Below are 13,805 nucleotides of genomic sequence, written 5' to 3'. Positions count from 1 at the left end.
CATGAGCGAGACCACCCAGACGCGCAAGGTCGGCGTCGACATCCAGGAGTCGGAGAACAACCGCGGGGTCATCGAGGCGATCGAGGCCGACAACCCCGAGGCCGAGCTCACCCACTCGCCCGGCCTCGTGCGCATCGCCGCCCCCGGCCGCCTCGTCATCCAGCAGGCCACGGTCGAGGAAAAGCTCGGCCGCCCGTGGGAGACCCACGAGTTCCAGATGGCCATCGTCAGCTACTTCGGACACATCCAGGAATGGGATGACGACGAGATCGTCATCGCCTGGGACCACTGAGAGGACCGATCACCATGACCATCGCACCGAAGAAGACCCGCAAGCTCTCGATGAAGTCGCGCTACCAGGCGCTCACCCGTGACCTGGACTGGGAGCCGAGCTACGTCGAGAAGGACGAGATGTTCCCCTACCTCGAGTTCGAGGGGATCAAGATCCACGACTGGGCGGCCTGGGAGGACCCCTTCCGCCTGACGATCGACGCGTACTGCAAGTACCAGGCCGAGAAGGACAAGCGCCTCTACGCCGTCCTCGACGGCTTCGCCCAGGGGCAGGGCCACCTCTCCCTCACCGACGCGAACTACCTCAACGCGATGAAGCTCTTCATCCAGGGTGTCACGCCGCTGGAGTACGCGGCCCACCGCCACTTCGCCTTCCTCGCGCGTCACCTCGCCGGTCCTGGCCCCCGCTTCGCGGCGATGTGCCAGTCGATCGACGAGATGCGTCACTTCCAGACCGAGACGCACACGCTGAGCAACTACAACAAGTACTACGGCGGCTTCCACAACTACGTGCAGATGTACGACCGCGTCTGGTACCTCTCCGTCCCGAAGTCCTTCTTCGACGACGCCCTCACCGCCGGCCCCTTCGAGTTCCTCATCGCCGTCGGCTTCTCCTTCGAGTACCTGCTGACCAACCTGCTCTTCGTGCCCTTCATGTCGGGGGCGTCCTTCAACGGCGACCTGCCGACGATGACCTTCGGCTTCTCGGCGCAGTCCGACGAGTCGCGGCACATGACGCTCGGCCTCGAGGCGATCAAGTTCATCCTCGAGCAGGACGAGGACAACGTCCCGATCGTCCAGGCGTGGGTCGACAAGTGGTTCTGGCGGGGCTACCGCGTCACGGCGCTCATCGCCCAGATGCTCGACTACATGCTCCCGCGCAAGGTCATGAGCTGGAAGGAGAGCTTCGAGCTCTACTTCGAGGAGCAGATGCTCAACGGTCTCTTCAAGGACCTCGAGTTCTACGGGATCCGCCCGCCGAAGCACGTCGACGACGCGATCGCCGAAAAGGACATCCTCAGCCACGAGGTCTACTGGACGCTCTACCAGTTCGCCTTCGCCGCGTCCTTCACGACGACCGTCCCCGACGACGAGCACCTGCAGTGGCTCTCCGACAACTACGGCGAGGCCTTCACCAAGGACTTCCTCCCGCTGTGGGAGAAGGAGAAGAAGATCGTCGCCGAGGGCGGGCGCACCTTCTACCGCGGGCTGCCCCAGCTGTGCCAGGTCTGCCAGGTGCCGATGCTCTTCCGCGCCACCGACGGCTCGGACGAGATCGTCCAGCGCGAGTCCGAGCACGAGGGCGAGCTGTACAACACCTGCTCCGACGGCTGCCAGTGGATCTTCGAGCGCGAGCCCGAGAAGTACGTCCAGGCCTGGCTGCCCGTGCACCAGATCTTCCAGGGCGCGTGCGGCGGTCCGAGCGTGCCCGAGGTCCTCGACTGGTACGGCCTGCAGGAGGGCGACGGCGGCGAGTACATCGGCTCCGTCGACCACCAGAACTGGGAGAAGTGGCACGGCCGCGGCACCGCCGCCGACGCCACAGCTGCCGCCAACGACGACGCGGCCGCCGTGGCCGCCGAGGGGAGGAGCTGAGATGGCTCTGAAGACGATGGGTGCGTACGACTTCCCGTCGCGCTCGCGCCAGGAGCTCTACGGCGAGGACCAGATGGTCCACGTGTGGTGGCGCGACAACCCGTGGCTGTGCTCCGCGGTGACGCAGCGGGCCCCGCGCTCGATGACCTTCGGCGACTTCTGGTCGCAGCTCATCGTGCCGTGGGCGGGCACCGACCCGGAGCTCGCCGAGGGCAAGGACTGGAGCGACTTCGAGTGGACCCTCGGGGGCGAGCCCTTCGCCCCCGACCCGCAGAAGTCGCTCGCCGACCTCGGCATCGCCCACAAGGCCACGCTGTCCATGCGGGGTGCGGCCGCCTGAGCGCGGCCGCCCCGGCGGTACCCACGAAGAGCGAGGACTGTCATGACGCGGTACACCATCACCGTCGAGCCGCTCGGTCGCGAGATCGAGTGCGACGAGGACCAGACCATCCTGGAGGCCTGCCTGCGCAACGGCGTGTGGCTGCCCCACTCGTGCACCCACGGCACCTGTGCCACGTGCAAGAGCGAGTGGCTCGACGGTGAGGTGGACCACGGCCAGGCCAGCTCCTTCGCGCTCATGGACTTCGAGCGCGAGGAGAAGCTGCTCACCTGCTGCGCCAAGCCTCGCTCCGACGTGACGATCGAGGCCGACCTCGACGTCGACGAGGACCTCGAGGTCTTCCCCGTCGACGACTACACGGGCACGGTCACCGTGCTCGAGGACATCGCGACCGACACCCGCCGCCTCGTCGTCGAGCTCGACCGCGAGATGGGCTTCAACGCCGGGCAGTACATGAAGCTGCTCGTCCCCGCGTGCGCGGACGGCCCCGAGGTCGACCGCACGTACTCGATGGCCAACCCGCCCACGCAGACGAGGACCCTCGAGTTCCACATCCGCAAGGTCGAGGGCGGGCGCGGGTCCGACGGCTGGGTCTTCAAGGACCTCGCCGTGGGCCAGCAGATCCGCCTCTCCGGGCCGTACGGGCGCTTCGTGCTCAAGACCGGCGACGACCGCCACGGGATCATGGTCGGCGGCGGCACCGGGATGGCCCCGATGAAGTCGATGGTGCGCCACGCCCTGGAGAACGGCGAGTACGAGGGCGAGCTGACCCTCTACGCCGGCGGGCGCTCGCGCGCCTGGCTCTACGACGTCGACGTCTTCCGGGCGCTCGAGGAGGAGCACGAGGGCTTCACCTTCCGCCCGTGCCTGTCCGACGAGACCCCCGAGGAGGTCGCCGCCTCGGGCGACGACCCCGACCGCTACGGCTACGGGCTGGTGACGGACGTCATCGCCGCCGACCACGACAAGCTCTCCGGCTGCGCCGGGTACCTGTGCGGCCCGCCGCTCATGGTCGAGTCGGCGCTCAAGGTCCTCATGTCCAAGCGGCTCTTCCCCCGCGACATCTACCGCGAGGACTTCTTCAACGAGGCCGACAAGGTCGACGGCGGCCTCAAGTCCCCCCTGATCAAGAGGTGATCCGAGCAGTGACGAGCACGACGACCCCGACCCCGCAGACCAACCCCGAGATCGGCCTGTCCGTCCGGACCGGGCAGCTGCGCACCAACTACCACGACAGCGGTCCCCCGTCGGGGGGCGAAGGGGGGACCGTCCTCCTCCTCCACGGGTCCGGACCGGGGGTGAGCGCCTTCGCGAACTGGCGCCTGCAGATCCCCGCTCTCGGTGCGCGGCACCGCGTCATCGCTCCCGACCTCGCCGGCTTCGGCTTCACCGACGTACCGGAGGGGCAGGAGTACAGCCGCGAGGTGTGGCTGCGCCAGGTCGTCGACCTCCTCGACGCCCTCGAGGTCGACCGGGTCGACGTCGTCGGCAACTCCTTCGGCGGGTCGATGGCGCTCGCGCTCGCGATCCACCACCCGGAGCGGGTGCGCTCCGTCATCCTCATGGGCAGCGTCGGCGTCCCCTTCGCCATCACCGAGGGGCTCGACGCGGTGTGGGGCTACGAGCCCGACGTCCAGACGATGGGCCGCCTCATGCGCGAGACCTTCGCGTACGACAGCTCGCTCATCACCGACGAGCTCGTCGCGAGCCGGTACGCCGCGTCGACGCGCAGCGGGACGATGGAGGCCTTCTCCTCGATGTTCCCGGCGCCGCGCCAGCGGTGGGTCGACGCGATGGCCCACCCGGAGGGCTCGATCCGCGGGATCGAGGCCCCGGTGCTGCTCGTCCACGGGCGCGACGACAAGGTCATCCCGCTGTCGACCTCGGTGACGATGCTCGAGTGGATCGACGACGCGCGGCTGCACGTCTTCGGCCGGTGCGGGCACTGGACGCAGATCGAGCACGCGGCGGCCTTCAACGAGCTGGTCCTGGACTTCCTCGACCAGCAGCCGGGCTAGAGCCCCGAGTCGCGCAGGGTCCGGCTGAGGGTGAAGGCCGCGGTGCGCACGGCGATGCCCAGATGAGCCGGGTCGATCGAGCGGGTCGGCCCGGTCACCGACAGGCCCGCGCGGATCTTGCGGTCGGAGCCGAAGACCGGCGCTGCCACGCACGAGACGCCGACCGTCGACTCCTCGAGGTCGAGCGCCATGCCGACGCTGCGGATCTTGCGCAGCTCCTGGGTGAGCTGGCCCGGCGTGGTGATCGTGCGGGGGGTGAAGCGCGGCAGCCCGGCGTCGACGCGGGCCCGCACGGTCGCCATCGGGGAGTACGCGAGCATCACCTTGCCCACCCCCGTCGCGTGGGCGGGCAGACGGCCGCCGAGCCGGGAGTCCAGGCCGAGGTTCGGGCCGAGGATCTTGAGGTAGACGACGTCGACCCCGTCGAGCATCGCGAGGTGCACGCGGTGGTGGGTCGCCGCCCGCAGGTCCTCCATGACGGGGTCGGCGGCGTCGCGCAGGTCGCGATGGGCCGGCACCTGGGTGCCGAGCTCGAAGAGCTTGGGCCCCAGGCGGATGCGGTCGTCGAGACGCTCGAGCACCTGGACCTCGACGAGCTGGGCGACGAGCCGGTGCACCGAGCTCACCGGCAGGTCGGTCGCCCTGGCGATCGCCCGGACCCCCGACGCCCCCTTCGCCACGGCGTCGAGGATCGCGCTGGCACGGGCGATGACGCCGTCGTCAGCGGTGTTCCGCTCATCGGGACGCATTCCTTGATCATGCCGCACGCGCGGCGGGATCGTCGACACAACAGACCTCACGACACCGTCGTTGCCGAGGAGAGCACCATGTCAGCACAGCCCGTCATCCAGCCCGTCGAGACCGCCTGGTGCGCGTCGACCCCGTTGCGCCGCAAGCCGTCCGACGGTGGTGGCCTGCGCTCGGTGACGACGGCTCTCGACGTGCTCGAGTGCTTCGCCGCCGACGGCGAGCTCGGTGTCTCCGACATCGCCCGCCGGCTCGGCATCGCCAAGAGCACCGTGCACCGCGTCCTCACGACGCTCGCCGGCCGTGGCTTCATCGAGCAGGATCCGGAGACCGGGCTCTACCGTCTCGGGCTGCACCTCTACGAGCTCGGCGAGCTGACCATCGGGCGCCACGAGCTGCGCCACCGGGCGCTGCCCACCCTTCGCCAGGTGGCCACCCAGACCGGGCTCACCGTGAACTTCGGGGTCCCCGACGGCGCCGACGTCGTCTTCCTCGAGCGCATCGCGCTCGGTGCGGGCGAGCACATCCTCGGTCACGCGGGCCGACGCTTCCCCGCCCACGTGACGAGCTCGGGCAAGGCGATCGCCGCCTTCAGCCTCACCGTCGACCGGGCCCGCCGCGAGGCCGGCTTCCCGCCGCGGGTGCGCGGCACCGTGCGCACCGAGCAGGACTGGGCGCACGAGCTCGCCGGGGTGCGCTCGAAGGGGTACGCCATGGCCGTCGACGAGTCCTTCGACGGGGTGGGCTCGATCGCCGTGCCCGTCCTGCGCGGCGAGCTCGCCGTCGCCTCGATCTCGGTCTTCGGGCCGAGCGAGTCCGTCGTCGCCCGCGAGGACCGCATCGTCCCCCTGCTGCGAGCCGCCGCCCGCCGGATCGGCCGCCAGACCCACTGACCCCGCCACCCCCCGGACCCCCGTCACCTCGCGAGGTGGCGGGGGTCTGCCCTGTCGTGGCCTGCTCGTCGGGCGACGGTGCTGGGCGGGTCGAGGTATCAGGGTGTGCTGGGGGTCGTGGGGTCACCTCGACCTGGCGAAGGGGGATCCCGCCTCTCCCGAGATGTTGGCACCCGCGCGGGTTGCAACCCGCGCGGCTGCCAGCTTCTCGAGCAGTTGGGGGGGGGGTGTGGTCTCGAGGCTCCTCCGTCGCACCTCGACCATCAAGAGGCTGGGTCGGGCCTGCCGGGTCTCGCACCTCGACCAGCAGGGGCCTCGACCAGCCGCAGACGGGGGTGTCCCGCTGATCGGGACGGTTTCGTAGCCCTGGTCGGGGTGGGTGCGGGAGCCTCATGAGGTCGCTGCGGGACGCACCCGGCGCACGTTCCACCGAAGGGAACGAGCCGACCACCGCGCCCCCGACATCCCTAGTTTTGATCGAAGTCCGCACCGTCGAAGGAGACCCATGGGCGAGCCGAGCCAGGTCCAGCAGGAGGCAGCGCAGCGCCTGCTGCGGGCCTACGAGACCCACACCCCGATCCCGCCGCTCACCGCGGACTTCCCCGAGCTCACGGTCGAGGACGCCTACGGCATCCAGCTCGAGCAGGTGCGCCGCTGGACCGAGTACGGGCGCACGGTCGTCGGGCACAAGGTCGGGCTGACCTCCGCCGCGATGCAGAAGCAGCTCGGCGTCACCGAGCCCGACTTCGGCCACCTCTTCGCCGACTTCGTGTACTCCGAGCACGAGCCGATCCCCGCCGACCGCTTCCTGCAGCCGCGGGTCGAGCCGGAGATCGCCTTCGTCCTCAAGTCTCCGCTGGCCGGCCCGGGCGTCACCGTCACCCAGGCCATCGCCGCGGTCGACTACGTGCTCCCGGCCCTCGAGGTCGTCGACAGCCGCGTCGCGGACTGGAAGATCACCCTCGCCGACACCATCGCCGACAACGCGAGCTCGGGCGGCTACGTCCTCGGCTCGACGCCGACCCCCCTGCACGAGGTCGACCTGCGCCTCGTCGGCTGCGTCTTCCACCGCAACGCCCAGGTCATCGGGACCGGGGCCGGCGGCGCCGTCCTCGGCTCGCCGATCACCTCGCTCGTCTGGCTCGCCAACACCCTCGGCGCGCTCGGGACGACCCTCGAGGCGGGCGAGGTCATCCTCCCCGGCTCCGTCACCGCCATGAGCCCAGTCGCCCCGGGCGACACCTTCACCGCCACCTTCGCCGGGCTCGGCAGCGTCACGGCCCGCTTCGCCCACAGCTGAGAGACGAGACAGACATGACTGCACGCACGAAGGGGACCGCCGCGATCGTCGGCCCCGGCAACATCGGCACCGACCTGATGTTCAAGCTCATGCGCCGCTCCGAGGTCATCGAGCCGCGCTACATGATCGGCGTCGACCCGGCGAGCGACGGCCTGCGCCGCGCGAAGACCCTGGGTCTCGAGGCCAGCCACGAAGGGGTCGACTGGCTCCTCGCGCAGGACGAGCTGCCCGACGTCGTCTTCGAGTGCACCTCGGCCAAGGCGCACCAGGCCAACGCCCCGCGTTACGCCGAAGCCGGCATCCTCGCCGTCGACCTCACCCCGGCCGCCGTCGGCCCCTACCTGTGCCCGCCGGTCAACCTCGACTTCAACCTCGACGCGACGAACGTCAACATGATCACCTGCGGTGGTCAGGCGACGACGCCGATCGTCGCGGCCGTGTCCTCGGTCGTCCCGGTCCCCTACGCCGAGATCGTCGCCTCGATCTCGAGCAAGTCCGCCGGCCCCGGCACCCGCGCCAACATCGACGAGTTCACCGAGACCACCTCGGAGGCCCTCGAGGTCGTCGGCGGCGCGACGAAGGGCAAGGCGATCATCATCCTCAACCCCGTCGAGCCCCCGCTGATGATGCGCAACACCGTCTTCTGCGCCATCCCCGAGGAGGCCGCCGAGGCCGGCGAGCTCAACGACCGGGTCCGCGAGTCCATCGCCGCCATGGTCGAGCGCGTCCAGGAGTACGTCCCCGGCTACCACCTGCGCGCCGAGCCGCAGTTCGACCACGCCCGTGAGCTGTGGAACGGCATGGCGCGCGTCACCGTCCCCGTCGAGGTCAAGGGTCGCGGCGACTACCTGCCCGACTACGCCGGCAACCTCGACATCATCACCTCGGCCGCGGCCCGGGTCGGCGACATGATGGTCGCCCACCGCCTCGGCGTCGAGACCGGCTGGGTCTCCGAGGACCCGGCCACCACCCCCTCGCCCGACACGAAGCAGCAGGAGGTCTCGGCATGAGCGAGATGACCCACCCCATCCCGGAGTTCTCCGGCGGCGTCGACGTGCGCCTCACCGACACGACGCTGCGCGACGGCTCGCACGCGATGTCGCACCAGTTCACGGAGGAGCAGGTCCGCACGACGGTCCGCGCCCTCGACCAGGCCGGCGTCCAGGTCATCGAGGTGACCCACGGCGACGGGCTCGGCGGCTCGAGCTTCAACTACGGCTTCTCCGCCGTCGACGAGATGTCCCTCATCAAGGCCGCCCGGGCCGAGGCCGAGCGGGCCAAGATCGCCGTCCTCCTCCTGCCCGGTCTCGGCCGTGTCCACGACCTGCACCAGGCCCGCGACAACGGCGCCGACATCGCTCGCATCGCCACGCACTGCACCGAGGCCGACGTCTCGATCCAGCACTTCGGCGCAGCCCGCGACCTCGGCATGGAGACCGTCGGCTTCCTCATGCTCAGCCACATGGTCACGCCCGAGGAGCTCGCCAAGCAGGCGCGCATCATGGTCGACGCCGGCTGCCAGTGCGTCTACGTCGTCGACAGCGCCGGCGCCCTCATCCTCGAGGACGTCTCCGAGCGCGTGAGCGCCCTCGTCTCCGAGATCGGCTCGCAGGCCCAGGTCGGCTACCACGGCCACCAGAACATGTCCTTCGGCGTCGCGAACTCCGTGCTCGCCTACCGCGCCGGAGCCCGTCAGATCGACGGCTCGCTGTGCGCGCTCGGCGCCGGGGCGGGCAACTCCCCCACCGAGGTCCTCGCCGTCGCCTTCGAGCGCCTCGGCATCTCCACCGGCGTCGACATGGACGGCATCCTCGGCGCGGCCCAGGACGTCGTGCGGCCCTACATCCGCCGGCTGCCGTGGATGGACCGCTCCTCGATCACCCAGGGCTACGCGGGCGTCTACAGCTCCTTCCTCATCCACGCGGAGCGGGCCTCGGAGCGCTACGGCGTCCCGGCCCACGCGATCTTGTCGAAGGTCGGCGAGTACGGCTACGTCGGCGGCCAGGAGGACATGATCATCGACGTGGCGCTGGAGCTGCAGAAGCAGCACGAGATCGACATGGGCGACCTCCAGGCGCTCGGGGCGACCTCCTGATGGCCGCCCAGCAGTGGGACGTCGAGTCCGTCGCCGCCGAGCTCCTCGCCTGCGAGGACGAGCGCCGTGACCGGGTGAAGTTCACGGACGAGTGGCCCGAGCTCGACGTCGCGACCGGCTACGAGATCCAGGACCTCACCCTCGCCAAGCGCCTCGAGCGCGGCGAGAAGCTCATCGGGGTCAAGCTCGGCCTCACCTCGCGCGCCAAGCAGCAGCGGATGGGGGTCGACACCCCCTTCGTCGCCTGGCTCACCGACGCGATGATCCTGCCCGCCGGCGACCCCGTGCCCCAGGACGCGCTCATCCACCCCCGCATCGAGCCCGAGCTCGTCTTCGTCATGGGCGAGCGGCTCGAGGGCCCCGGCGTCACCGGTGCGCAGGCCATGGCGGCCGTTGCCGCCGTGCACGGCGGCGCCGAGGTCATCGACAGCCGGTACAAGGACTTCAAGTTCGCCGCCGGCGACGTCATCGCCGACAACGCGAGCTCGGGCGCCTTCGTCACCGGTGGTCTCGGGCTCGCCCCGAGCGAGGTCGACCTCTCCCTCGAGGCCGTCCTCGTCGAGGTCGACGGCGAGGTCGTCGACTCGGCGACCGGCGCCGCGGTCCAGGGTCACCCCGGCGAGGCGCTCGCGCTCGCCGCGAACGACCTCGCGACCCGCGGCCACGCCATCGAGGCCGGCTGGGTCGTGCTCACCGGCGGCATGACCGACGCGGTCTTCGCGCCGCCCGGGTCGAGCGTGGCCTGCCACTTCAGCAACCTCGGCTCGGTCTTCATCAGCGGTGGGACGAAGGGGGACGCCTGATGCCCGTCGTCCAGATCACCCTCACCCAGGGGCGCTCGCCGGAGGCGATCCGCTCGATGATCTCGAAGGTCACCGACGCGATCGTCGAGGCCGAGGTCGCCCCCAAGCCCACCATCCGTGTGCTCGTCACCGAGATCCCCCGCGAGCACTTCGCGGCGGGCGACGTGACGATCGCCGAGCGGCTGGCGTCGCAGGACGCCTCCGCAGAGAGGAGCTCGTCATGAGCGACACCTTTTTCGGTCACATCATCGACGGCGTCGAGGTCGAGTCGCTCGACGGCGGCCGTTTCGACGTCTACAACCCGTGGACGCAGGAGGTCTGGGCCCAGGCCGCCGAGGGCGGCGAGGCCGACGCCGACCGCGCGATCGCGAGCGCCCGCACGGCCTTCGACGAGGGCCCGTGGCCCCGCATGGGCCGCGTCGAGCGCGCAAGGCTCATCCACCGCCTCGCCGACCTCATGGAGGAGCGCACCGACGAGCTGGCGACCCTCGACAGCACGAACATGGGCAAGCCCCTCGCCCAGGCCAAGCACGACGTCGGCCGCTCCGCCGACAACTTCCGCTTCTTCGCCGACCACCAGCGCGACCACGTCGGCTCGGTCTTCCCCATGGACAGCGGCCACCACACGTACAGCGAGTTCGGCCCCGTCGGGGTCGTCGCGGCGATCTCGCCGTGGAACTTCCCGCTGATGATGGCGACGTGGAAGATCGCGCCCGCCATCGCCTGGGGCAACACGTGCATCATCAAGCCGAGCGAGGACACCCCCGCCTCGGTGACCCTCCTCGGGCGGCTCGCGGTCGAGGCCGGCTTCCCGCCCGGCGTCCTCAACGTGCTCAACGGCCACGGGGCGCCCGCCGGCGCCGCCCTCACCGGTGACGACCGCGTCGACCGCGTGACCTTCACCGGCTCCTCGACGACCGGCAAGGCGGTCATGGCCTCGGCCTCGACCCACCTCGCCCCGGTCTCCCTCGAGCTCGGCGGCAAGGGCGCGAACGTCGTCTTCGACGACGCCGATCTCGACAACGCCGTCCACTGGGCGGTCGAGGCGATCTTCCGCAACTCCGGGCAGATCTGCCTGGCCGGCTCGCGCCTCTTCGTCCAGGACGGCATCTACGACGAGTTCATGGAGCGCTTCCAGGCCGCGGCCGAGGCGCTGCCGATCGGCGACCCCTTCGACCCCGAGACGAAGTTCTCCGTCCTGGCCTCCAAGCGCCACTACGACAAGGTCGTCGGCTACGTCGAAGGGGTCGAGGCCACGGGCGGCACGATCCGCACCGGCGGCGTCGACGGCGAGGGCCGCTGGCTCGTGCGACCGACGATCATCGAGGACCTGCCCCTCGACGCCCCCGCGTACTGCGAGGAGATCTTCGGGCCGGTGTGCGTCGTCAACCGCTTCAGCACCGAGGACGAGGTCGTCCACCTCGCCAACGACACGCGCTACGGGCTCAACGCGATGCTCTTCACCGAGGGCCTCTCGCGGGCCCACCGGGTCTCCTCCCGGCTCAAGGCGGGCACCGTGTGGGTCAACTGCTTCTTCATCCGCGACCTGCGCACCCCCTTCGGCGGCGTCGGCGACTCCGGCGTCGGCCGCGAGGGCGGGGACTTCAGCCGCGAGTTCTTCACCGAGCCCAAGGCCGTCGTCATGCAGATCGACCGCACGAGCGCCTGACCGCAGCAGCCCTCCTCAGGGTCGTCCCGGGCGCGCGTCACGCGCGCCCGGGACGTCTGCGTTGTGACAACTGCGGCGATCCTTGGCAGGCTGGTCGACTGCCCGAGACGAGAGGAGGGCGACGATGAGCCGCGACGGCGAGGAGCCCACACCCCTGGACGACGTCCTCTTCGGCGACCCCGATCGCGCCGAGGACGGCGCCGACGCGACGACCGAGCTGCCGCGCGTCGAGGACGGCGAGGACACCCCGACGCAGGTCATGGCCCGCCCCCCGCAGGCGACCTCCGACGCGGTCCCGACGCACTGGTGGACCGAGGACGAAGGGGGGTCCGAGACCGCCGCCGACCGTCCGGCCGCCACCTCGCAGCCCCCCGAGCAGACCCCGCAGCAGTGGGCGGCCTACCGCCCCGGCTACGAGCGCCACCCCGACGACCCGAGCACCGGGGTCTCCCCCGCAGCCGGCGCCGGCGCGGGTGCCGCGGCCGGCGCGGCAGCCCACCGGGCGCCCGCGCCCCAGCCGGGCCCTCAGCACCACCAGCAGAGCGCGGCCCCCGCGCCGCTGCCGCGGTCGCCGCAGCGCTCCGGCGGCGGCCGCACGGCCGGGCTCGTCCTGCTGCTCGTCGGCGCCCTCGTCGCCGGTGCGCTCCTGGCCGTCGCCGGGCTGCGGCTGCTCGGTGACGACGAGCCGAGCAGCACCGCGAGCTCGCCCGCGCCGACCTCCTCGTCCGCGGACGGCGGTCAGCCCTCGTCGTCCTCGTCCAGCTCCAGCAGCAGCTCGAGCAGCTCCTCCTCGGCGACCCGCGCCGGCGTGCTGCCCGAGGGCGCGACCGCCTGCGGCACCGCGAAGCAGGGTCTTCGAGCCGGCATCGCGACCGAGGTGACGTCGTGCCCCTTCGCCGAGGCGGTCCGCGACGCCTACCTCGCCGGCACACCCCGCAGCGACGGGTCGGCCACCCTTCTCGTCAAGAGCCCGGTGACCGACCAGACGTACACGATGCGCTGCTCCGGCGCGACGGTGACGACGTGCACCGGGGGCAACGACGCCTCGGTCGTCCTCTACTAGGCCGCTGGTGAGCCGCGGCGCCCGCCGGGCGCTCGTCCCGGTCGTCGCCGCGCTCGCCCTCGCGGGGTGCACGGCGAGCCCCGTCGACCCCGGGCCGACGACGACCTCCGCCTCACCGAGCCCGACCGCGACGCGGTCCGCGACGCCCGCCCCCGAGCGGGCGACGCTCGACGCGGCCACCCGGCGCGACCTGCGGGCCGTGATCTCCCGCCACCCCGACGAGCAGGTGAGCCTGGCAGTGGCCCCGGTCGGCGGCTCGGGCGCCCCCGCCGTCATCGGCCGCGACGAGGCCCTGCCCGCCTGGTCGACGATCAAGGTGCCGCTCGCGCTCGCCGCGACCCGCGCGGCCCCGGACGACGGCTCGGTCGAGGCGGACGTCGAGCTCGCCCTCACCGCCTCGGACAACGACGCCGCGCTGCGGCTGTGGCAGGGCCTGGGCTCGCCGAGCCGGGCGCAGCGGGCGGTCGAGGACGTCCTCGCCGACGGCGGCGACCGTCGTACGACGGTCCAGCGCCGCTCGACCGTGGCCGGCTTCTCCCCCTTCGGGCAGACGCGGTGGCGCGCCTCGGACCAGGCCCGCTTCGTCGCCGGCGCGGTCTGCCTGCCCGACGCGGAGACCGTCACCGACCCCATGGGTCGGGTCCTCGACTGGCAGGCGTGGGGCGTCGGCCGGCTCGACGGCTCCCTCGTCAAGGGCGGGTGGGGGCCGACCGACGACGGCTACGTCGCCCGTCAGCTCGGGGTGATGAGGGGCGCGAAGGGGGAGCACGTCGCCGTGACCATGACGATCCGGACGAGCAGCTACGAGCGCGGCAGCGCGCTGGGGGACGAGCTGGCGGAGGTCCTCGAGGAGCACGCGGGGGACCTCCCGGGCGGGCGCTGCGAGAAGGCCTCTCACAGCCGCTGAGGGGGTAGGAGCCATACCGGGAGTCCTCGACGGGGAGTTCTGGCGCTCAGATCGGCCGCCACGGGCGCGCACGTGCGTACGTT

General features: G+C 71.4%; 15 protein-coding genes. 14 read left to right on the top strand and 1 reads right to left on the bottom strand.

Annotation, left to right across the window (positions count from 1 at the left end; all coding sequences use genetic code 11):
* The first annotated feature begins 1 nt into the window (after position 1).
* Genes ABIB53_RS14350 through ABIB53_RS14330 form a run of 5 tightly spaced genes read left to right on the top strand, consistent with a single transcriptional unit; the run spans position 2 to position 4,245 of the window.
* Entirely contained in the window at positions 2 to 292 is a 291-nt protein-coding gene (locus ABIB53_RS14350; RefSeq protein WP_068270921.1) for an MmoB/DmpM family protein, read from the top strand.
* 14 nt (positions 293 to 306) lie between these two features.
* Positions 307 to 1,887: a YHS domain-containing protein gene (locus tag ABIB53_RS14345; RefSeq protein ID WP_354588669.1), complete on the top strand. Its 1,581-nt coding sequence runs from the start codon at positions 307 to 309 to the stop codon at positions 1,885 to 1,887.
* A 1-nt stretch (position 1,888) separates the two neighbouring features.
* Complete coding sequence (locus ABIB53_RS14340; RefSeq protein ID WP_068270924.1) at positions 1,889 to 2,227, top strand: phenol hydroxylase subunit P4; 339 nt, start codon at positions 1,889 to 1,891, stop codon at positions 2,225 to 2,227.
* Positions 2,228 to 2,269: 42 nt separating this feature from the next.
* Positions 2,270 to 3,364 carry an NADH:ubiquinone reductase (Na(+)-transporting) subunit F gene (locus ABIB53_RS14335; protein ID WP_354588668.1) on the top strand — a complete coding sequence of 365 codons (1,095 nt, stop codon included), beginning with the start codon at positions 2,270 to 2,272 and terminating at the stop codon, positions 3,362 to 3,364.
* A gap of 8 nt (positions 3,365 to 3,372) precedes the next feature.
* Positions 3,373 to 4,245 (top strand): alpha/beta fold hydrolase, encoded by an 873-nt coding sequence (locus tag ABIB53_RS14330; protein ID WP_354588667.1) that lies wholly within the window; start codon positions 3,373 to 3,375, stop codon positions 4,243 to 4,245.
* On the opposite strand, the gene ABIB53_RS14325 is transcribed toward ABIB53_RS14330, so the two are convergent.
* The gene (locus tag ABIB53_RS14325; RefSeq protein ID WP_354588666.1) at positions 4,242 to 4,994 is read right to left on the bottom strand and encodes an IclR family transcriptional regulator; all 753 of its coding nucleotides are present in this window, start codon (positions 4,992 to 4,994) and stop codon (positions 4,242 to 4,244) included. The two genes, ABIB53_RS14330 and ABIB53_RS14325, sit on opposite strands and share 4 nt — an antisense overlap.
* A gap of 78 nt (positions 4,995 to 5,072) precedes the next feature.
* Here ABIB53_RS14325 and ABIB53_RS14320 point away from each other — a divergent pair, with 78 nt between their 5' ends.
* The 9 genes from ABIB53_RS14320 (at position 5,073) to ABIB53_RS14280 (ending at position 13,722) form a co-directional block, all read left to right on the top strand.
* The gene (locus ABIB53_RS14320) at positions 5,073 to 5,885 is read left to right on the top strand and encodes an IclR family transcriptional regulator (protein ID WP_354588665.1); all 813 of its coding nucleotides are present in this window, start codon (positions 5,073 to 5,075) and stop codon (positions 5,883 to 5,885) included.
* Between the two features lie 505 nt (positions 5,886 to 6,390).
* Positions 6,391 to 7,185, top strand: coding sequence for a 2-keto-4-pentenoate hydratase (locus ABIB53_RS14315; protein WP_354588664.1), 795 nt, complete (start codon positions 6,391 to 6,393; stop codon positions 7,183 to 7,185).
* A gap of 14 nt (positions 7,186 to 7,199) precedes the next feature.
* The gene (locus tag ABIB53_RS14310) at positions 7,200 to 8,195 is read left to right on the top strand and encodes an acetaldehyde dehydrogenase (acetylating) (protein ID WP_354588663.1); all 996 of its coding nucleotides are present in this window, start codon (positions 7,200 to 7,202) and stop codon (positions 8,193 to 8,195) included.
* On the top strand, positions 8,192 to 9,280 hold the full coding sequence (gene dmpG / locus ABIB53_RS14305) for a 4-hydroxy-2-oxovalerate aldolase (protein ID WP_205473719.1): 1,089 nt from the start codon (positions 8,192 to 8,194) through the stop codon (positions 9,278 to 9,280). The genes ABIB53_RS14310 and dmpG overlap by 4 nt, the downstream gene beginning before the upstream one ends.
* A complete protein-coding gene (locus ABIB53_RS14300) occupies positions 9,280 to 10,083 on the top strand; it encodes a 2-keto-4-pentenoate hydratase (protein ID WP_068270942.1) in 804 nt (267 codons plus the stop codon). The genes dmpG and ABIB53_RS14300 overlap by 1 nt, the downstream gene beginning before the upstream one ends.
* Positions 10,083 to 10,307: a tautomerase family protein gene (locus ABIB53_RS14295; RefSeq protein ID WP_354588662.1), complete on the top strand. Its 225-nt coding sequence runs from the start codon at positions 10,083 to 10,085 to the stop codon at positions 10,305 to 10,307. The genes ABIB53_RS14300 and ABIB53_RS14295 overlap by 1 nt, the downstream gene beginning before the upstream one ends.
* On the top strand, positions 10,304 to 11,752 hold the full coding sequence (locus ABIB53_RS14290) for an aldehyde dehydrogenase (RefSeq protein ID WP_354588661.1): 1,449 nt from the start codon (positions 10,304 to 10,306) through the stop codon (positions 11,750 to 11,752). The genes ABIB53_RS14295 and ABIB53_RS14290 overlap by 4 nt, the downstream gene beginning before the upstream one ends.
* A 124-nt stretch (positions 11,753 to 11,876) precedes the next feature.
* Positions 11,877 to 12,815, top strand: a complete 939-nt coding sequence (locus ABIB53_RS14285; protein WP_354588660.1) for a hypothetical protein — start codon at positions 11,877 to 11,879, stop codon at positions 12,813 to 12,815.
* A 7-nt stretch (positions 12,816 to 12,822) separates the two neighbouring features.
* A complete protein-coding gene (locus ABIB53_RS14280) occupies positions 12,823 to 13,722 on the top strand; it encodes a serine hydrolase (RefSeq protein WP_354588659.1) in 900 nt (299 codons plus the stop codon).
* The last annotated feature ends 83 nt before the right edge of the window (positions 13,723 to 13,805 follow it).

The sequence above is a fragment of the Janibacter sp. UYMM211 genome (assembly GCF_040547045.1).
GTDB classification, from domain to species: Bacteria; Actinomycetota; Actinomycetes; order Actinomycetales; family Dermatophilaceae; genus Marihabitans; species Marihabitans melonis.
The sequence above is the reverse complement of the archived record's forward strand: the minus strand, read 5'-3'. Positions and strand labels throughout refer to the sequence as shown.